The organism is Shewanella sp. SM73 (assembly GCF_025653795.1).
GTDB classification, from domain to species: Bacteria; Pseudomonadota; Gammaproteobacteria; order Enterobacterales; family Shewanellaceae; genus Shewanella; species Shewanella oncorhynchi.
On sequence record NZ_JAKKRY010000010.1, the window covers coordinates 156368 to 175847 of the forward strand.

16 protein-coding genes and 1 rRNA gene are annotated in these 19480 nt (G+C 46.9%); 3 read left to right on the top strand and 14 right to left on the bottom strand.

The genetic code is table 11. The features are described from left to right. Window positions 1-364 precede the first annotated feature (364 nt). The 14 genes from L5M51_RS14890 to L5M51_RS14955 form a co-directional block, all read right to left on the bottom strand. Complete coding sequence (locus tag L5M51_RS14890) at window positions 365-1078, bottom strand: methyl-accepting chemotaxis protein (RefSeq protein ID WP_263173530.1); 714 nt, start codon at window positions 1076-1078, stop codon at window positions 365-367. A 12-nt stretch (window positions 1079-1090) separates the two neighbouring features. Beyond that, window positions 1091-1948 (bottom strand): HAMP domain-containing protein, encoded by an 858-nt coding sequence (locus L5M51_RS14895; RefSeq protein ID WP_263173532.1) that lies wholly within the window; start codon window positions 1946-1948, stop codon window positions 1091-1093. Between the two features lie 449 nt (window positions 1949-2397). Further along, window positions 2398-3381: a formate dehydrogenase subunit gamma gene (locus L5M51_RS14900; RefSeq protein ID WP_263173538.1), complete on the bottom strand. Its 984-nt coding sequence runs from the start codon at window positions 3379-3381 to the stop codon at window positions 2398-2400. Between the two features lie 79 nt (window positions 3382-3460). Beyond that, complete coding sequence (gene fdh3B / locus L5M51_RS14905; RefSeq protein WP_105250558.1) at window positions 3461-4030, bottom strand: formate dehydrogenase FDH3 subunit beta; 570 nt, start codon at window positions 4028-4030, stop codon at window positions 3461-3463. Between the two features lie 29 nt (window positions 4031-4059). Continuing rightward, window positions 4060-6912 (bottom strand): molybdopterin-dependent oxidoreductase, encoded by a 2853-nt coding sequence (locus L5M51_RS14910; protein WP_131525790.1) that lies wholly within the window; start codon window positions 6910-6912, stop codon window positions 4060-4062. 17 nt (window positions 6913-6929) lie between these two features. Further along, window positions 6930-7130: a twin-arginine translocation signal domain-containing protein gene (locus L5M51_RS14915; RefSeq protein WP_113940317.1), complete on the bottom strand. Its 201-nt coding sequence runs from the start codon at window positions 7128-7130 to the stop codon at window positions 6930-6932. A 396-nt stretch (window positions 7131-7526) separates the two neighbouring features. Further along, window positions 7527-8555, bottom strand: coding sequence for a formate dehydrogenase subunit gamma (locus L5M51_RS14920; protein WP_113940318.1), 1029 nt, complete (start codon window positions 8553-8555; stop codon window positions 7527-7529). Between the two features lie 49 nt (window positions 8556-8604). Further along, window positions 8605-9201 carry a formate dehydrogenase FDH3 subunit beta gene (gene fdh3B / locus L5M51_RS14925; RefSeq protein ID WP_006083566.1) on the bottom strand — a complete coding sequence of 199 codons (597 nt, stop codon included), beginning with the start codon at window positions 9199-9201 and terminating at the stop codon, window positions 8605-8607. A gap of 26 nt (window positions 9202-9227) precedes the next feature. Then, complete coding sequence (locus L5M51_RS14930) at window positions 9228-12080, bottom strand: formate dehydrogenase subunit alpha (protein WP_113940319.1); 2853 nt, start codon at window positions 12078-12080, stop codon at window positions 9228-9230. 24 nt (window positions 12081-12104) lie between these two features. Beyond that, window positions 12105-12296, bottom strand: coding sequence for a twin-arginine translocation signal domain-containing protein (locus tag L5M51_RS14935; protein ID WP_113940320.1), 192 nt, complete (start codon window positions 12294-12296; stop codon window positions 12105-12107). A gap of 177 nt (window positions 12297-12473) precedes the next feature. Then, window positions 12474-13151 (bottom strand): molecular chaperone, encoded by a 678-nt coding sequence (locus tag L5M51_RS14940; protein WP_113940321.1) that lies wholly within the window; start codon window positions 13149-13151, stop codon window positions 12474-12476. A 10-nt stretch (window positions 13152-13161) separates the two neighbouring features. Beyond that, window positions 13162-14823, bottom strand: a complete 1662-nt coding sequence (locus L5M51_RS14945; RefSeq protein WP_212601645.1) for a 4Fe-4S binding protein — start codon at window positions 14821-14823, stop codon at window positions 13162-13164. Between the two features lie 188 nt (window positions 14824-15011). Further along, window positions 15012-15689 carry a DUF3306 domain-containing protein gene (locus L5M51_RS14950; RefSeq protein ID WP_263173534.1) on the bottom strand — a complete coding sequence of 226 codons (678 nt, stop codon included), beginning with the start codon at window positions 15687-15689 and terminating at the stop codon, window positions 15012-15014. Continuing rightward, window positions 15689-16153: a DUF3305 domain-containing protein gene (locus L5M51_RS14955; protein WP_105250549.1), complete on the bottom strand. Its 465-nt coding sequence runs from the start codon at window positions 16151-16153 to the stop codon at window positions 15689-15691. Before L5M51_RS14955 ends, L5M51_RS14950 begins: the two co-directional genes overlap by 1 nt. A 337-nt stretch (window positions 16154-16490) precedes the next feature. On the opposite strand from L5M51_RS14955, the gene L5M51_RS14960 reads away from it, so the two are divergent. From L5M51_RS14960 to L5M51_RS14970, 3 genes are all read left to right on the top strand, one after another. Further along, entirely contained in the window at window positions 16491-17363 is an 873-nt protein-coding gene (locus L5M51_RS14960; RefSeq protein WP_113940335.1) for a formate dehydrogenase accessory sulfurtransferase FdhD, read from the top strand. A 69-nt stretch (window positions 17364-17432) separates the two neighbouring features. Continuing rightward, window positions 17433-18338: a helix-turn-helix transcriptional regulator gene (locus tag L5M51_RS14965; protein WP_006083558.1), complete on the top strand. Its 906-nt coding sequence runs from the start codon at window positions 17433-17435 to the stop codon at window positions 18336-18338. A 940-nt stretch (window positions 18339-19278) separates the two neighbouring features. Continuing rightward, window positions 19279-19480 (top strand): 16S ribosomal RNA (locus L5M51_RS14970); the annotation flags it as partial.

A 19480-nucleotide genomic window follows, 5' to 3' on the forward strand; every position in this document is an offset into this window, starting at 1 on the left:
GCACTGCCGTGTGTTGGCGTTACATGGAAGCCGACGATAGCTAATCGTTGATTAGCTGAGTCCGAAGTTTTTTAGTGGCATTTAATATTGTGGGAGTGGGAGATGGGCAATACGCATCTTCATTCCTGAACTATAGGCTTCACGCTCTTATTATTGCTTTAGTACTGTTGGCACTGAATCAATTTAATCATTTTTTGATAAATAATTTTTCTAAAAATACAGCATTAATAATAGGTTAGTTTTCTTGGCTGCGATTTATATTGCAGGTGTGTGACTCGCTTTATATCTCATCTAAAAATCTGACAGCCCAATAATTTTTGTTATTAGGCCGCAGATTTAAAAGCTTTTTTCAGGGAGCCTAAACCTAAAGCTTAAAATGCGAGACCACAACGACGAGTTGTTCCTTCGTCGCGGCCAAAGAGGTTGCGCTATTGAGGGTGGCTTTACCGCTTTGATTCAGTTCATCGACCATTTCACGAATGGTGGTCAGATTACGGTTTATCTCTTCGGTCACAGCACTTTGCTCTTCTGCTGCGGTGGCGATTTGATTACTGAGCCCATTAATATCGAACACATAAGTGGTCAGGGTATCAAGGTTTTCCGTCACCAGATTGGTGGTATCGGCGGCTTGCTGGCAACTGTGTTTAGTTTGCACCATTGCGGTTACGGCGGCATTGGCACCAAGATAAAGTTGTTCCAGCATCTGGTTGATTTCTGCGGTACTTGCTTGAGTGCGTGCGGCCAGTGAGCGAACTTCATCGGCGACAACAGCAAAGCCTCTACCTTGTTCACCTGCACGGGCGGCTTCGATGGCTGCATTAAGCGCTAGCAGATTGGTTTGATCGGCAATTTCACCTATTACATTCAAAATCGCGGCGATATGACGGGTATTTTCGTTCATATCATTAATCGCATCAGCAGCGACATCGACTTTAGCGACTAAGGCTATCACAGTGTTGGCAGCTTGTTCGACGGCTTGCTTTGATTTATCCGCTTGCGCATTTGCTTGTTGAGTAAACTGGGCTGCGGATGCAGCATCACCCGCGACATTATGGGCCGTGGCGCTCATTTCAGTCATGGCTGTCACGACTTAGTCGGTTTCAACGGCGTGGATTTGCAGTGCATGATTATTGGCATTCGACTGTACATTCAATTGCCCTATTTGGTCGGACATATGATCCGAGGCTTGGGCTATTTCAGACATAATTTCACGTAGATTACCTATCACGCTGTCGAGATCTTCTGCGAGTGAGCAGAGCTCATTTTGTCCTTTAATATTTGTTTTATGAGTTAGGTCGCCATGGGCAAGACGTTCCATTACCCGTTTTATCTCATTGATTATGTGGACGAGTTGTTTACTCATAATGAGGGCGCTGAAGAGTGACGCTACAATCGCGAACAAGATCAATCCCAGTAGGATGCTTTCTGTTGAGGTGACTTTATCTTCAGCTTGTTTGCCTAACTCATGATTTCGCTGAGTGATCAGCGTGACTAATTGGTTGATTTGATTACTGACCTTAGGCCCGAGCGCAGCACGCTCAGCGGTTAGCTCAGGTACTGCTCCAGTTTGTTTAGCGAGTGCCAGTTCTTCTTGGTAGAGACGAACATAATGTTCTGTTTGTGGCAAAAGTGTGTGAATAGCTTGAGCATCAGCGCCCATGAAGTCGGTATTAAATTTGGTCAGTTGAGAGACGAGTTGTGCGACATTATGTTGTTGATCTGCGATAGCTTTACCGTTGTGGACTAAGGTGGCTAAGCGCAGCTCAAAAAAGGATTCTCGTACTGTAGTGAAAGTTTCTGCGAGCTGAGTGTTGTCGACTAGGCTTTTACTGGTCTCACCGAGTTCGTTAAAACTGCGATAGCACGAAATACCTATGATGATCAGTAAGATACTTGTAAACACTGATGGTAATGCCGTCAATGTACTGGTTTTGGCATTTTTAAACATGGTGACCTTCTAGGATAAAAAGCAGCAATGCGTAATTTAATTACGCTATAGGTAATTTTAGCGTGTGCGTGAGCTAGCCAGCAAGAGAGTATTTTATGGAAATGTCTACTAAGATACTGTTTTTAATTGAATTGTTTTATTGGAGTTGCATCTGGTTGGTTGCTAAGTTACGAAATGTTGTGTTGTTTAAATTCAATTTTTATCTAGATGATTGTTTTTATTATTAAATAACTATGATACATGCAATTTTTTTACAGTGATTTAGCATTTAAATTGGTCTTTGTGATCTCGTACTCAAATGCTACAAATGATTCAAAATGTAATTCAGACATATACTTAAAGCCGATGACTAATGCTGAAATAAAAGCCCCCGCCAGTAGTGATTGACGGGGGCCCTACGTTTGCTAGTGGCTAAGTATTTTTTGAATACCTACAACTAGATTCCAGTCTTATTCTTTATATTTAAGCGTGCCGTTGGCTTTGATTTCATCAAACCATAGGTTGTGATGTTGGCTGGCCCAGTTTTCATCACAGTAGCCTGACACCATACATTCCATACCACCTTCTGACATCACAGTTGCCATGAAGATGTGTACGATAGAGAAAGCACAGATCACGATAGCGCTCACTGAATGCAGTACCAGGGCGATTAAGCTTAATGTACGGCTTGGCTCGAACAGGTTAGGGAAGAGTAATAACATGCCCGAGGCTGAAATGACTAATCCAAACAGGGCAAATGCCCAGAACCACATTTTCTCGCCCGCGTTAGCAAAACCCGCATCTGGGTGCTTACCTTTGAACGGACCAAAGTTAATGTAACCGCCTACTACCATAAACCACTTTACGTCGTACATTTTTGGCAGTTGGTTTTTCGCCCATAGGGTGGTCATCAATACCCAACCTATCATGAAGGGAATCGCCATCACGTCATGGATTTGCTTCGCGCCATAGACGATTGCTTCCCAGATGCCTTCGCCCAACCAAGGTTGGAAGAAGAAGCGACCAGCCAGCAAGGTTAAGCCTGTTAAAATCAACAGTAAGCATGGAATCGCGCCTAACCAGTGGATTGAAACATCAAACTTAGACCAGCGATGCACTAACTTGCCTGAAAAACCATGGTGCAGCTTGGAGATGCCATTCACCTTGATAAATAGGACAAAGATAATGATCATACCGAATAGTGCTGCCATTAAGGCGGGCGCTAACCAGTCGCTACGCAGCGCTAATACCCGTAAATCATAGGTATTGATCGGCTGAGCATGAAACTCACTTTGGGAGGTAGTGTATCCCGTGGCACCATCCTTCAGTTGCGCCCAAATTTGGGCATCAGACTGTTGAACTTGATTCGCCAGTTCATCACCACCATTGGCTATACACACAGCACTAAATAACAGTGCTATGGCTAAACCTATGTGTTTGAACCATTTGTTCATCATACATCCTCTCTCACTTAGTCGCGCCTACCTAGATAGGCGCTAAGCTAAGTCTGTGGACAGATCCTGTTGACCTGAATTAATTCCAAGCCGCGTTTTTAGCACCACGATAAGCCACACGCTCACGGAAGATGCTTGAAACCACTTCGGCATCACCCGCTAACAGGGCTTTAGTCGCGCACAGTTCTGCACACATAGGCAGTTTGCCTTCGGCAATACGGTTTGAACCGTATTTTTGGCGTTCTGCATCTGAGTGGTTTTCTTCTGGGCCACCGGCACAGAAGGTACATTTATCCATCTTACCGCGGCTACCAAAGGCACCTTTTTTCGGGAACTGAGGTGCGCCAAATGGACAGGCGTACAGGCAGTAACCGCAACCAATACAGGCATCTTTGTCGTGTAGCACTATGCCGTCGTCGGTTCTGTAGAAGCAGTTTGCTGGGCAAACCGCCATACAAGGTGCATCTGAGCAATGCATACAGGCGACAGAGATTGAGGCTTCACCACGTTGACCATCGTTGATCGTCACTACGCGGCGGCGTTGGATACCCCACTCGAGAGCGGAGTCGTTTTCGTTTTTACAGGCAGTGACACAACCGTTACATTCGATGCAGCGCTTGGTATCACACAAAAATTTCATTGTAGCCATAATGGCAATTCTCCTAGCTTAAGCTGCACTTACGCTTTAACAATCTGACAGAGTGATGCCTTGGTTTCCTGCATTTGTGTCACAGGGTCATAACCATAGGTCAGCGCAGTGTTACAAGATTCACCAATAACGTAAGGCACTGTTCCCTCTGGATAATTAGGCGCTAAACTTTCTCCGTGCATCACACCCGCAAAGTGGTATGGCATAAAGGTAACGCCGGGTTTTACCCTTGGGGTAACCATGGCTTGTACCTTAATACGGCCACCTTCGGCGCCTTCTAACCAGACGTCTTCACCGTTACGAATACCGCGATCGGCAGCGTCGGCAGGGCTTATCTCAACGAACATTTCCTGTTGAAGTTCAGCCAGCCAAGGGTTGGAGCGAGATTCTTCACCACCACCTTCGTATTCAACCAGACGACCCGATGTCAGTACCAGCGGGTACTTGCCGCTCATGTCTTTGTCTTGGATAGACTTATACAGCGTAGGGAGACGGTGTACTTGCATGTCGTCATAGGTTGGGTATTTCGCCACTAAGTCACGACGTGCTGTGTATAACGGTTCACGGTGCACAGGGACTTGGTCAGGGAAAGTCCAAACAATACAACGAGCTTTAGCATTACCAAAGGGGATACAACCGTGCTTGATCGCCACGCGCACTATGCCGCCTGACAAATCTGTTTTCCAGTTTTTACCTTCGGCTTCCGCTTTTTCTTCCGCCGTCAGATCATCCCACCAACCCAATTGTTTGAGCATATCGGCAGTAAATTCAGGGTAACCGTCTTGAATTTCAGCGCCTTTAGAATAAGTGCCATCGGCTAAAATGCTTTGACCTTTATATTCAACACCGTAACGGGCGCGGAAGTTACCACCGCCGTCTTTAACGTGTTTGGCTTGGTTATAGAGGATTTGAGTGCCAGGGTGTTTAGCCTCTGGCGTTCCCCAACATGGCCAAGGTAAACCGTAGGTTTCGCCTTTAGCTGGGCCGCCTGCGGCTTCCAACGTCTTGTTGCTGAAAGTGCCCCAGTTTTGGGTGTGTAACTTGATACGCTCAGGGCTTTGACCTGTCATACCGATAGTCCACATACCGCGGTTGATTTCACGGGTGATTTCTTCAATCACAGGTAAACCATTTTCAATCGCGATGCGTTTAGTGTACTGCTCGGCAATACCCAGTTTTTGGGCTAAACGGTACATGATTTCGATGTCGGTTTTAGACTCGAACAGTGGCTCGATGACTTGCTCACGCCACTGGATAGAACGGCCAGAGTTAGATACTGAACCGTGAGTCTCAAACTGAGTTGCCGCAGGTAGCAGATATACGCCATTCTTACGACGGTGCATAACACCCGCCATCGTTGGGAATGGGTCGACAACGACGACTGTGTCCATCTTGTCTAAGGCATCACGCACTTCACGCTGACGGGTTTCAGTGTTGACCGATTGTCCCCAGAAAAACGCCATACGGATATTATCTTTCTGCGCTAATTTGCTCTTATCTTCTAACACACCATCGTGCCAACGAGAACAAGGGATACCCGGTGTCGTCATTGGATCTTTGCCAAGGTAGGCTGTTTGATCGAAACGACCTTTCACCCATGCCATGTCCAGATCCCAAACATGGGTCCAGTGACTCCATGCTGCTGAGGTCAAACCGTAGTAACCGGGTAAGTTATCAAATAATAAACCTAAGTCAGTTGCGCCTTGTACGTTATCGTGGCCACGGAAAATGTTAGTGCCGCCACCTGAAACGCCCATGTTGCCCAGTGCTAATTGCAGAATACAATAAGCGCGAGTGTTGGCATTACCAACGTGGTGTTGAGTTCCACCCATACACCAAATCACAGTGCCAGGACGGTTATCAGCCATTAATTTAGCCGCTTGATAAACCTCGGCTTCGCTCACGCCAGTGATGTTTTCGACTTCTTTAGGTGGGAACTTCTTCACTTCAGCACGGATACTTTCCATCTCGAAAACGCGGTGCTTGATAAAGGTTTTATCTTCCCAACCATTTTCAAAAATGTGCCATAACATACCGTAAATAAAAGGAATGTCAGTGCCTGGGCGAATTGCACAATGCAAGTCTGAATGCGCTGCAGTGCGAGAGAAACGTGGGTCAACGACGATGATTTTGGCGTTGTTTCTTTCTTTAGCGATCAGAATATGTTGCATCGAAACGGGATGCGCTTCTGCTGGGTTTGCCCCGATCAGGAAGATGGCATGAGCATTCTGGATATCGTTGAAAGAGTTCGTTTGCGCACCGTAGCCCCAAGTGTTAGCAACACCGGCTACCGTGGTAGAGTGACAAATACGAGCTGAATGGTCGACGTTGTTTGTGCCCCACATCGCCGCCAACTTGCGGTACATGTAACAACCTTCGTTAGAAAACTTAGCGCTACCCATGAAGTACACTGAGTCTGGGCCAGATTCTTTACGAATGTTGAGCATTTGGTCGCCCACTTCGTTAATAGCATCTTCCCAAGAGATTTTTTTCCACTTGCCATCAACCAACTTCATTGGATATTTCAGGCGTTTTTCACCATGACCATGCTCACGCAGTGCAGCACCTTTCGCGCAGTGACCGCCAGCGTTGAATGGGTGGTCAAATGCGGGTTCTTGGCCCGTCCACACACCATTTTGTACTTCGGCATACAGGCCACAACCGACGGCGCAGGCACTACAAATAGTACGTTTGATTTCGATTGGCGCATCATGCGGCACTTCTTTGGCTTCGACACGACGCATCATGCCTGTGCCCATCAGAGATGCTGCAGCAATACCACCTGTGGCGATACCTGCGTGCTTCATAAATTGACGACGGCTGATGCCTAACGCCGGTTTGTCTGCCACTGTGGCAACATTGGACTTGCGAGTTAACTTCATCGCTGACTTCTCCTAGATTAGCTGCGCAAGCTATCGTAATAGCTGCTGATATGCGCAGTTTCGTGGTAACCCTTTGAATCTTTAGTGGTTACCTTGCTGCTCTCGCTGGCCTGTGCCACGCTCATGCCGGTTGCGGCAATGGCGGCACCCGCTACGCTGCCGACGGTGAGCGCTTTGAGCAAAGATCGGCGAGATAAATCGCTGGGTTGCTGCTTCATGCTGACTCCTGAAATTAGGGTTTAGTTTTTGAGCTCGCACGGCTTTTTGTGGGGTTTATCTTGTTATCAAAAAGTGAAGATTAGCGGCGGAAAAGATAATGAAATCATCTTGTTTACCATCAATCATCGCGCGTGACGGCAATATAGTAGGAAAGGGTTGAGTAGGAATTGATCTAGGACAGTTTGCAGCCCTGAAATCGGCGGCCGTTCTCTTAAAGCGTTAACTCGCTCATAGTTTAGTGAACTACTAGGGAAGAGGGCGTTGGCGGATTTTTGTATCTCGCTGTTTCAGTTGTTAATTTTTTGTATTGTTGAATTAATGCGAGGGGTATCAGTGCGAATAAAAAACACCCCGCGATGCGGGGTGTTTTGAGGATGTAAAAGCTGCAGTTTAACTTAGTCTTTATACTTTAAGCTGCCGTTGGCTTTGATTTCGTCATACCAGAGATTATGGTGCTGGATTGCCCAGTTTTCATCACAATAGCCTGACTTCATACACTCCATACCGCCTTCGCTCAATACGGTCGCCATCCAAATATGCACTATAGTAAAGGCAATCAAGATAATGGCGCTGATAGAGTGGATCAGCAGCGCGCCCATAGAGGCTTCGCGGGGTAAATCCAAGCCTGGCAATACCAACATGATGCCAGATACGCTGATGAATAAACCAAACAACATCAGGGTCCAGAACCACATTTTTTCACCGGCGTTAGCGAAACCACTGTCAGGGTGCTTACCTTTGAACGGGCCAAAGTTGATATAACCACCTACCACTAAAAACCATTTCAAATCATACATCTTGAAGGTTTGTAACGGCATCCATTTCACCACACATACAGCCCAAGCCGCGATAAAAATGGGACCTGCCCAATCGTGGATTGTTTTGCTGCCATAGATCAATGGCGCCCAAAGGTCGGGGCCTAACATTGGCTGTATGACATGCTTACCTAACATTATGGTTAGACCGGTAAACATCAGTGCCAGACAGCTGCTCGCCATGATCCAATGGATCCACAGATCCGCCTTGGACCAGCGCGAAACCATCTTGCCTGAAAAGCCATGACTCAGTTTTGATGGACCATTCACCAGATAAAACAATAAGAAAGCACCAAACACACCTACCACGGCTAGCGCCATGACGGGGGTTAAGTATTCATTTCTCAGTTCTTTACCTTGGTTACCGGCAACGTTAATCAACACCCCAGTATCTATCCCTTTGGCAGTGGTATAGCCGGCATCGCCTGCTTTTACCGCTCGCCAAAGATCGGCATCGCTGGTTTGCGCTTTCGCCTGTTGTTGACTCGATTGCTGATCACTTGCGTGTACTGGGTTTGAGCTCATGACTGAACCTAATCCCAATCCCATGACGAGCACCAACAGAGCAAACAGACTGCGCAGTGATTTGTTTAACTGTTTGTTTAACATTTTCACTCCTTGCCAGAGGTTAGGGATTTCTCCCTAACCCTCGCTCTGCTTAGTTAATCTCACCTGTCTTGGGGTTGTAACCCCAAATCACGTTAGGATTGCCTCGAGAGGCCATACGTTGACGGTAAATGTTTGATACCACTTCCGCATCACCTGCGAGCAGCGCTTTAGTAGAACAAAGCTCAGCACACATAGGTAACTTGCCCTCAGCAATACGGTTGGCGCCGTATTTTTTACGCTCGGCTTCGGAGAAGGTTTCTTCTGGGCCACCGGCACAGAAAGTACACTTGTCCATCTTGCCACGACTACCAAAGGCAGTCTTTTTCGGGAATTGCGGTGCACCAAATGGACAAGCATAGAAGCAATAACCACAACCGATACAAGTATCTTTGTTGTGTAGCACTATGCCGTCTTCGGTACGGTAGAAACAATCTGCCGGACATACGGCCATGCAGGGAGCGTCAGTACAGTGCATACAAGCTACTGAAATTGAGGCTTCGCCAGGTAGACCATCGTTGATCGTCACCACGCGGCGACGTTGAATTCCCCACTCGAGAGCGGAGTCGTTTTCGTTCTTACATGCAGTGACGCAACCGTTACACTCGATGCAGCGCTTGGTGTCACACAGAAATTTCATGACTGCCATAATGGCTTATCTCCTCATCAAGTAGGTTAGGCTTTGCTGATTTGGCATAGGCTGGACTTAGTTTCTTGCATCTGAGTCACAACGTCGTAGCCATAAGTTAAAATGGTGTTTGCAGATTCGCCTATCACGTAAGGCACAGTACCTTCAGGATAGTTTTTCGCTAGGCTTTCGCCTTCAAACACCCCAGCAAAGTGGTATGGCATAAAACATTCACCGGCAATAACGCGCGGTGTCACCATAGCCTTAACCGTGATTTTGGCGCCTTCTGGACCATGAACAAAAACATTGTCACCGTCGCGAATACCGCGATCCGCTGCATCAGCAGGGTTCATTTCGATGAACATTTCTTGTTGTAGTTCAGCTAACCAAGGGTTAGAGCGGGATTCTTCACCACCACCTTCATATTCCACTAGGCGGCCTGATGTGAGTGCCAATGGGAAGTCTTTAGCAAAATCCTTGTCTTGAATTGACTTATACAGTGTCGGTAAACGTGCAACCATACGATCTTCGTAGGTGGGGTATTTAGCGACTAAGTCACGACGAGGCGTGTAAAGTGGTTCGCGGTGGCGTGGAATATCGTCTGGGAATGTCCATACAATACAACGAGCTTTAGCGTTACCGTAAGGGATACAGCCGTGCTTGATAGCAACACGTTGGATACCGCCGGAAATGTCAGTTTTCCAGTTTTTGCCTTCGGCGTGTTTTTTCTCGTTTTCGGTAAGGTCATCCCACCAACCTAATTGCTTAAGCATATCGGCGGTAAATTCAGGATAGCCATCTTGGATCTCACTGCCTTTAGAGTAAGTACCTTCGGCAAGAATATTATTGCCTTCATGTTCCACACCATAGCGAGCACGGAAGTTACCGCCACCGTCTTTCACATGTTTGGCTTCGTTATACAGAATCTGGGTACCAGGATGTTTCATCTCTGGTGTGCCCCAACATGGCCAAGGTAAGCCGTAGGTTTCGCCTTTGGCAGGACCGCCGGGGGCTTCTAGGCTGTCAGCATCAAAAGTACCCCAGTTTTCTTGGTGCATTTTTAAACGCTCTGGGCTTTGTCCGGTATAACCGATAGTCCACATACCTGTGTTAAATTCGCGGGTGATATCTTCAATCAAAGGCTCTTCACCATTGACTTTAATATGCTTGAATAGCTCTTTATCTATACCCACTTTTTTGGCGAGTTTGTACATGATCACATGATCAGGCAGGGATTCGAACAGGGGCTCTATGACCTTAGAACGCCATTGTACTGAGCGGTTAGTCGCAGAGATTGAACCGTAGGTTTCAAACTGGGTTGCCGCAGGAAGTAAATAAACCCCATCTTGACGTTGGTGCATAACACCCGCCATGGTTGGGAATGGATCGACAACGACGACGGTGTCCATTTTGTTTAAGGCTTCACGCACTTCACGGCCACGGGTTTCAGTGTTGACCGATTGTCCCCAGAAGAACGCCAGACGAATATTGTCTTTTTGCGCTATCTTGGTTTTATCTTCTAACACGCCATCGTGCCAGCGCGAACAAGGAATACCCGCAGAGGTTTGCGGTTTTTGTCCTAGATATTCGCCTTGATCGAAACGGCTCGCTACCCAATTAGGGTCGAGATCCCACACATTATTCCAATGGGCCCAAGCGCCAGTCGTTAAACCGTAGTAACCCGGTAAGTTATCAAATAACAAACCAAAGTCGGTTGCGCCTTGCACGTTATCATGGCCGCGGAAAATGTTAGTGCCGCCGCCAGGTACACCCATGTTGCCCAGTGCTAACTGTAAAAGACAGTAGGAGCGAGTGTTAGAGTTACCCACGTGGTGCTGAGTACCACCCATACACCAAATAATGGTTCCGGGTTTGGTTTCAGCCATCATTTTGGCGACGCGGTACATCTGCGCCTTTGGTACACCCGCAACTAACTCAACTTCTTCAGGGGTATACTTCTTCACTTCCTCGCGGATACGATCCATGCCATAGACACGGTGTTTGATAAACTCTTTATCTTCCCAGCCGTTTTCAAATATGTGCCATAACAGGCCATAAATGAAGGGGATGTCTGTGCCCGGACGGATATGTACGTACTCGTCAGATTTCGCTGCAGTACGGGTGAAACGTGGATCAACAACGATGATTTTGGCACCGCGTTCTTTACCAATCAAAATATGCTGCATGGCAACAGGATGCGCTTCACTGGGGTTTGCCCCAATAAACATGATGCACTTAGAGTTGCGAATATCGTTGATTGAGTTGGTTTGCGCACCGTAGCCCCAAGTGTTAGCAACACCGGCTACCGTGGTAGAGTGACAAATACGTGCAGAATGGTCGACGTTGTTCGTGCCCCACAGTGCCGCGAATTTGCGATATAAATAAGCTTGTTCGTTAGAGAACTTAGCGCTACCCATAAAGTAGACCGAATCTGGGCCTGACTCTTGACGAATTGAAGCCATTTTATCGCCGACTTCATTAATCGCTTGATCCCAAGAGATCTTTTTCCATTTTCCGCCTTCTAACTTCATGGGGTATTTCAGGCGTTTTTCGCCATGACCATGTTCACGCAGTGCAGCACCTTTCGCGCAGTGACCGCCAGCGTTGAACGGGTGATCGAATGCGGGTTCTTGACCCGTCCATACACCATTTTGTACTTCTGCATACACACCACAACCTACGGCACAGTGAGAACAGATGGTACGTTTGACTTCGGTGGGAACATTATGGCCAATATCTTCTTGGGCCTGTGCTTTACGCATCATGCCTGTGCCCAGCATGGACGCCGCAGCGATCCCTCCTGTGGCAAGACTTGCCGATTTTAAGAACTGACGACGATTGAGACCCAGTGCTGGCGCTTTAGCTTCGACAACCTGGTCTGTTTTGCGGGTTAATCGCATCACACACTCTCCTCTATTTTAGTTTTAAAGCGACGCATAATAGCTACGAATATGGTCGGTTTCGCGGTAGTTCTCACTTTTAGGCTCTGTGGTTGCTGCCGTTTTTGTCGAAGCTAACGCTTGACTACTCACAGTGACCACTGCGCCTGCCGCACTGCCGAGTGCCAATGCTTTAAGCAATTGACGACGGCCCATGTCGGAAGCTGGCTTCTTCATAGTGTCTCCTTGTGTTACGGGATAAGGTGGTACAAACGGCTACCACCTCGGTTATTGTGGAAGCCTAAGCTTCCGTTATTGTTGCGAAGGCGAACATTAATCCCACCTTCGCAGTTTGAACTCATCTCTAACATTTACATTTAGCACGCACATGCCGTGCTATCACTCAGTTTAGTCTTAGTTCATTAACTCTACTGGTTTTGCTAAATCGCTGGTGGCTGGCTGTAAGTCTGCGCTGCCTGGGCAATTGACTGGAATATCTAAGCTTAATTGCTCAAAAGCACTGGCTTCCATTGCAAAAAAAGCTTTTGCTAGCTGTGCAACCGTGGCGTAAAACGCCGCACTTGGCGCTTTGGCTAAATTGTCGCAAAAACGGCCAATCCAGCTGCCGATATGGCGTTGGTAAAAAGCCAATTGGCGATAACTTGGCGCTTCTAAAATCAGGGTACCCATCACTTCACACAGTGCTGCAACGTGATCTTCGGGTTCCTTGACGTTGTCTTCGCGTTCAAACCCCAGTTGCATTAAGTCTTGGCGTAGCAATGCCAGTGGTTTATCCATCAATGAGCCCGTCATAAACCAGCTGCCGTAGGGCAGGATCTCACCGCAACCTACACCGAGGAACAGGGCAAAATACTCGTCTTCTAGTTGTGCGCTGTTGAACTGCTGTGCGGCGAGTTGGAGTGATAACCAAGCTTTAGTCATCTCGTTGTCTTCATTGGCATCAATTTCAAGATTGGCCAAAAAGTGTAGCAGTTCAGGGCTTGGCTGACGGCGCAATAGGGCGGCTAACAGTTGATAGATATCGGCTCTCAACTGATCGTTTTCTGAAACTTGTCTTACTGATTCGGTCATAGCGGATCTCTTATCGCAGTTGCTTTTCAGGATCTTGAAGAATGTCTTCAAACATGTCTTTTACCCGGCAGTCGCCACACATTTTCAAGCGTTCAATATTGGCAGAAAATGCGCTGTGCGCGCCGACCATATCCAGCATCCGATGCACCATAGATTGGGTCGCAAAAGGAGAGCCGCAGCGAATACATTCGAAGGGGGCTTCTTCTTTCAGGGTGTGTTGTTGCTGACGGGCAGCTTTATCAAAGTTAATTTGTGGCGTAAGGCTTATCACTTTTTCAGGACACGCTGCCTCACATAAACCGCATTGCACGCAGTTTTGCTCGATGAAGTGTAGTGCAGGTTTGTCGCCACCATCTTGTAATGCCATCGTGGGACAAATTGCCACGCAGGACATACACATAGTGCACTTTTCTACATTCACACTGACTTTGCCAAAGGGAATATTGTTGAGGCTGAGGCAAGTATCGATTTCACCCGCTTGGCTATTGAGGTGGTCGATCGCTTCAAATAGCGTATTGCGTTTAGTGGTCGAGGCAAATGCGGCGGGCACAATCACGGGCCAATCTAAGCTGATATCGAGCATCGAATCTAAATCGGCAAGCATGCTCGGGTCGATGAGGCTAATGCGTTGTGGCTGGCCCATTTCATCTAAAATGCTATTGGCTAACGACAGTTCGCCTTTAAGCATTTGCGTTAGGGTTGGCGCTGTTGCATCGGTGTTGAGGATCAGCACTTGGCGCGCGCCCCAAGCGAGAACTGACAACCAATGATCTACGCTAGCAACGGTAATTTCTTCGAGGGCAACGGGGATGATGTCGCCTGCTAAATCGTCGCTAATAAAGTTGGCGCCGACGGCATTATCGTGGAACAAGATCACTGGTGCGGTTTGTGCTTGCTCGCGGAACCGACTAACGATTTTGTTAAGGTATGAATGCAAAGCTTGCGGCGTAGGTAAATCGTAACTGATAGCACCCGTTGGGCAAGCGCTGGTACAACTGCCTGCGCCGTGGCAAAGATATGGATCGATTTCAATTTTCTTTGCGACACTGCTGATCGCATCTGCTGGACAGAAGTTGAGGCAACGATTACAACCATTGATGCCATTGCGGTCGTGGGCACAGATATCTGGGTTAATTTTGACGTAGCGCGGCTTATCAAATTGGCCTATGAGATCGGGAATTTGCGCAAGGGCATCTTCGAGTTTTTCAGCGTCTTGGCCCACGTAAAAATAGCCGGGTGGCAGCATTTCTAAGTTCAAACAAGCTGCGCTGCTCAAATCGAGCACGATATCGAAATGGGGTTTACGGATTGACACTAAACTGAGTTCGGCTGCACCATCTTGATGTTCAACACTGACTTGAAATTGGCCTAAAAAGCCTTTTACGCCAATGAGTTTGTTGTAATAGCTTTCGACATCAGTTGCCGCTGCCATGACACGTTCTAGGTGCGCTTCATCTTGGCTGGTAATGGCTTCGTTGGCTAAAATTACCCGATGGGCCATAGTGGACAATTTGTCCGCGGCGAGGCGAGCCAGATCTTCTGGGCCAATAATAAGAACATTGCCTTCGGTGGTATAGCTGACGGTTGGCGGGATCAGATTCTGCAACATCTGAGTTTGCGTTAATACCTGTTGTCGCGCTTGTTTTAACGCTTCTTGGGTTTGATTGGTCATCAAATAAGTGCTCACATTGCGTTCCTGAACAGTACTTTGGCTGTTTCTTGTTTTACTGTATCTGGGCAGATTTAGGCGGCTGGTAATAAGTAAGTCATTGCCTTTTCTGCTTTTATCTAAGCTTTTTATATCTTAGTACAGCAATTCACATACCAAAGTTACGGACATTAAAATTAGCTAAACTGACGTTAAACAACTCGGGTATGTACCTGAGCTAAGGGCTCTGGTGCATTTTGGGGTAGGTCATCAGTCTCCCCATCCAAATTGTCCGTTATCGGCTCAACTGCCCATTCGATTTCGACTTCATTAGTCTCATGAGTTGTTGTTTCGCTTACATCAAGACTCGCGGATGGATTGCTTTCTTCAGTTTGTTTGGCTAAAACAGCTGATTCTTCATCCGAGGTCTCGCTGTCTTCGGCTATATAACGGAAGACTTTTTGCATCAATTCAGCAGAGACTTCTGCACTGAGTTTCGGTTGATTACTGTAATCGAGTGCATATTCCAAAAGCCCATCTATCTCGTTGAAATGCGGTTGTTTCCACAGTGCACGTAGCGCTGCAGATTTAGCCGCAGGGTCAACATTGGCGCCCATAAAACTTGCAAAGCTGCCGCCTATTTCAATTTCGTCGGGATTGGGTAAATCCGCTGCAGTGAGGATGCGATTAGGATCGTCATGCTCTGCAGTATTAGGTTCAAAGGCTGACTCTGTGGGTTGAAGCTGCTCAACTGCCATAGTGGGCTCGGCTACGATGGTCTCCAGAGGTGTGGTTTCCCCGTCAGCTCGCGCTTCCTCTGCTGCAACTTGTTCGCGCCGTTGGTTCCAGCGACTCAGTAGCCCGCCTGTTTTTTGTATGGATTCAGCCATTAGTCCCTCCGTAATGGATCGTGACTCGGGCCTTGATTATTACGGCCATCGACATGTTTACGGCGATGAGCGGCAATTTCGACTTCACCATATTGGGTGATAAAGGCTTCAATCCAACAAGCGATAGCTTTTGGCATCAATAAGTTGAGGACAGGGGTATTGCCCTCAAGACAACCCGCCGCGACATTCTGATCCGCCGATAATGCCGCCGGTATCCAAGTGCCATCGGCCGTTTCATCACATACTAAATACAGCATGGCGTTATCTAAATCGAGATTGAGGCGATAGCTGGCGCGTTCGTCTTTGTGCAGTTCGAGTAGCACTAAGGTTGCATCGTCTGGGGCTTGATGGGTGGCGGGAAGTAGGTGATCAATTTCCCATTGTACTGAGGTCCAGCGGCCAACTTGCTTCTCTACTTTCTTGAGTGAAACGTACATAGGCCAAACACTAGTTGTATGTTGCATTGTCTCTCCGTCTCAGCCGTGTTGATGGACAAACCGTAGAGTGAACGGTTCGGTTTTACCAACAAATTGCGATAAAAGGTCACTGCAATATTGGTGCCAGTAAACATAGTGGATTAGTTTGAGCTAGATCATCAAAAACACCCTATAAATTGGACATTTTGTCCAGTACAGGATTTTGTTTGGGACATAAAAGGGCTAATGAAAAATCAGCATTGCGGCAGATCACGCATTTAACCCCAATTTTTATGTCTAGGTATAAATATTGCTATGCTCTGGCTATGACTCGTTAAGCGGTAACATTATGATCTCTGAAAATATCACTATTCCTGATAACAACATGAGCACAGATAGCGAAATAGCGGCAGCCAATCCTTCTCAAAAAACTCAGCATCAGTGTTCTTTTGTGAGAACTCAAGTGGAAGTACCGCTAACCATTGCTGTAAAAGCAGTGAATGAAGCCGGGGAAGTGTTGGATAAATTTGTCGCCTGCGAACGTCCGCTTACCGTGTATTTGAACTGGCGACCAATAGTGACACTTATGACCCTAGGGGCGAAACCTGAGTCACTGGCGTTAGGTTATCTTAAGAACCAAGGCTTTATTTCGGATGTCAGTCTATTGGACTCGGTTATTGTCGATTGGGATGTGAGTTCTGCAGCCGTGGTTACCCGTGAACAAACCGCCGATCTGGATGAGAAACTCTCCGAAAAAACGGTGACATCAGGCTGTGGTCAAGGCACGGTTTATGGCAGTTTTATGCAAGATTTAGACGGCATCAATTTACCAACGCCAAGTCTTAAGCAAAGCACCCTTTATAGCTTATTGAAAAATATCAACGAATATAATGAAACCTATAAAAATGCGGGTGCTGTACACGGTTGTGGCTTGTGCGAAGACGATAAAATTATGGCTTTCGTCGAGGATGTTGGCCGTCATAATGCCGTAGATACTTTGGCTGGGGATATGTGGCTGACTCAGGATCGCGGCGATAATAAGATATTTTATACCACTGGCCGCTTAACTTCGGAAATGGTGATTAAAGTCGCCAAAATGGGGATCCCTATTTTGCTATCACGCAGTGGCGTGACTCAGATGGGCTTAGCACTAGCGCAGCAGTTGGGTATTACTATTATTGCCCGCGCTAAAGGCCGTCACTTTTTGGTGTACCACGGTAGTGAAAATCTGCAGTTTGATGCCAATACGGCTCCTTAGCCCCAAGTTAGTTAAGACAGTAATGCTAAGACTTACATGCAGTAACGAAGAATAAGACAAGGAAACAAGATGACGTCTGCCAGTGAATTGGTCTACATGAGCGCGAAGCAAGTGGCTGAGTATTTAGATCTTAATGAGAAAAAAGTCTACGCCATGGCTAATGACAGAATTCTCCCCGCCACTAAAATCACCGGTAAATGGCTATTTCCGAAAGTGTTAATCGACCGTTGGGTAATGGATTCTTGCCACAGTGGCATGCTGACCGACCGTTTATTGATCACTGGTAGTGACGATCCACTATTATCTATGCTGGTGGCGCGTTTGATGGCGCAAGTTGGTAGCCGTGAGTTGATAAGCTACAGCGCAACAGGTTCACGCTTAGGGTTAGAGTTGCTTGCTAAAGGTTATGCCGATGTGTGCACCTTACACTGGGGTAGCATGGAGGATAGAAATATTCGCCACCCAGCTTTACTTAAAGGTTATAACAACCATCAACAATGGATCATGGTGCATGGTTACTCCCGTCAGCAAGGGTTGATCATGCGTGCCGATATGCACCACAGATGCCAAGAAGAAGATAAAGTCGTGAACTTGCCTTGGCGTTGGGTGAGTCGTCAGGGGGGCGCAGGTAGCCAACAGCACTTAGAGCATTGGTTGTTAAAGCAAGGTGCTCGCTTAGATCAACTTAATGTCGTGCTAACTGCCTATAGTGAACGCGAGTTGGCGGGTTATATCGCTAGGGGTGATGCCGATATTGGTTTTGGTTGTCAATCTGTGGCTTTGGAAAGTGGTTTAAGTTTCGTGCCACTGATTAAAGAGTCTTTCGATTTCGTTATGCCGCAAAGCATTTACTTCCGTCGTCAGCTTCAACAACTTTTTACTATGTTGGCGAGCGGTCACTCGAGGCAAATGGCGGCACTACTTGGTGGCTATGATCTTACAGACTGCGGACAACTGCTATGGAGTGCGAGCTAATCCACTCAACTCGGTAATGGATTAAGGTGAATAGAGTTGAATGGTCTCTGAACTACTTATTACTGCTACTACATGCTGATATCTAATGTCGCCAGTTACTAACGAATAAGTATCAAAGAGACCTTCTTTATATTGCTGATTACGTTGTTTCGACTTTCTATGGTGGGTTGATGGGAGGCAACTACTATATATAGGTAAAGTATCTTCATCGCCAAATACACTCAGAGTGTCTTCTTCTTTTGTTCCCTGTAATTATCTCATTAACGACTCTATATAAAAGTGGAGGTGAGATATTCCGGTTCGAGCAGCCGTTATTCTCATTTAAATCTGATAGCACTCATGCTCATGATCCCTTTGTCTTGATACTGTACGCTGGTAATCAATTGGGCCAAATTACAGATAAAGCGCTATTTTGTGGATAACTTTGGGGGTAAGTGGTGTGTATCTTGTGGCTAGATTAGGTAATTGGAATTAACTGCAAATTTCCTTAAAATAGGGGTTGCACAAAATTCTCTGCTGCCTATAATGCGCATCCACTGACACGGCAGACAGCGTTAAGCAGGCTGATGTGACGGTTCATCGATGAGTTTACTGATTGATGAGTGTTGAGAAAGTTTGCAAAAACTCCTTGACGCGAAACGGGAAATGCGTAGAATACGCAGCCCTAGCCAACTGGAAGCGTTCGGCGCTCAGTGTGGTACTCAAGTTCTCTTACGAATATTGAGTTGCTCTTTAACAAGATAAAACAAGAAATCTGTGTGGACACTCACAGGTGTTGAGTTAATCGAAACTGCTTAACCTTCGGGTTGGCAGTCAAAAATTTAAATCAATGTAACAATGAGTGTTCATAGTAATATGTACAGTTTGTTTCTTTTAGCGAGAAACAAAAAATCAGAATTCATTGAGCCGCTGAAGTCGCAAGACAGAAGCAACAAAACTTTAATTGAAGAGTTTGATCATGGCTCAGATTGAACGCTGGCGGCAGGCCTAACACATGCAAGTCGAGCGGCAGCGCAAGGGAGTTTACTCCTGAGGCGGCGAGCGGCGGACGGGTGAGTAATGCCTAGGGATCTGCCCAGTCGAGGGGGATAACAGTTGGAAACGACTGCTAATACCGCATACGCCCTACGGGGGAAAGGAGG

What these genes read in the sequence shown, in the direction of transcription:
- L5M51_RS14935 (WP_113940320.1), bottom strand. Translation starts at nt 12,296, where the DNA reads ATGAAGAAGCCAGCTTCCGACATGGGCCGTCGTCAATTGCTTAAAGCA.
- L5M51_RS14930 (WP_113940319.1), bottom strand. Translation starts at nt 12,080, where the DNA reads ATGCGATTAACCCGCAAAACAGACCAGGTTGTCGAAGCTAAAGCGCCA.
- L5M51_RS14960 (WP_113940335.1), top strand. Translation starts at nt 16,491, where the DNA reads ATGAGCACAGATAGCGAAATAGCGGCAGCCAATCCTTCTCAAAAAACT.
- L5M51_RS14950 (WP_263173534.1), bottom strand. Translation starts at nt 15,689, where the DNA reads ATGGCTGAATCCATACAAAAAACAGGCGGGCTACTGAGTCGCTGGAAC.
- L5M51_RS14910 (WP_131525790.1), bottom strand. Translation starts at nt 6,912, where the DNA reads ATGAAGTTAACTCGCAAGTCCAATGTTGCCACAGTGGCAGACAAACCG.
- L5M51_RS14890 (WP_263173530.1), bottom strand. Translation starts at nt 1,078, where the DNA reads ATGACTGAAATGAGCGCCACGGCCCATAATGTCGCGGGTGATGCTGCA.
- L5M51_RS14945 (WP_212601645.1), bottom strand. Translation starts at nt 14,823, where the DNA reads ATGACCAATCAAACCCAAGAAGCGTTAAAACAAGCGCGACAACAGGTA.
- L5M51_RS14915 (WP_113940317.1), bottom strand. Translation starts at nt 7,130, where the DNA reads ATGAAGCAGCAACCCAGCGATTTATCTCGCCGATCTTTGCTCAAAGCG.
- L5M51_RS14900 (WP_263173538.1), bottom strand. Translation starts at nt 3,381, where the DNA reads ATGAACAAATGGTTCAAACACATAGGTTTAGCCATAGCACTGTTATTT.
- L5M51_RS14895 (WP_263173532.1), bottom strand. Translation starts at nt 1,948, where the DNA reads ATGTTTAAAAATGCCAAAACCAGTACATTGACGGCATTACCATCAGTG.
- L5M51_RS14955 (WP_105250549.1), bottom strand. Translation starts at nt 16,153, where the DNA reads ATGCAACATACAACTAGTGTTTGGCCTATGTACGTTTCACTCAAGAAA.
- fdh3B (WP_006083566.1), bottom strand. Translation starts at nt 9,201, where the DNA reads ATGGCAGTCATGAAATTTCTGTGTGACACCAAGCGCTGCATCGAGTGT.
- fdh3B (WP_105250558.1), bottom strand. Translation starts at nt 4,030, where the DNA reads ATGGCTACAATGAAATTTTTGTGTGATACCAAGCGCTGCATCGAATGT.
- L5M51_RS14920 (WP_113940318.1), bottom strand. Translation starts at nt 8,555, where the DNA reads ATGTTAAACAAACAGTTAAACAAATCACTGCGCAGTCTGTTTGCTCTG.
- L5M51_RS14965 (WP_006083558.1), top strand. Translation starts at nt 17,433, where the DNA reads ATGACGTCTGCCAGTGAATTGGTCTACATGAGCGCGAAGCAAGTGGCT.
- L5M51_RS14940 (WP_113940321.1), bottom strand. Translation starts at nt 13,151, where the DNA reads ATGACCGAATCAGTAAGACAAGTTTCAGAAAACGATCAGTTGAGAGCC.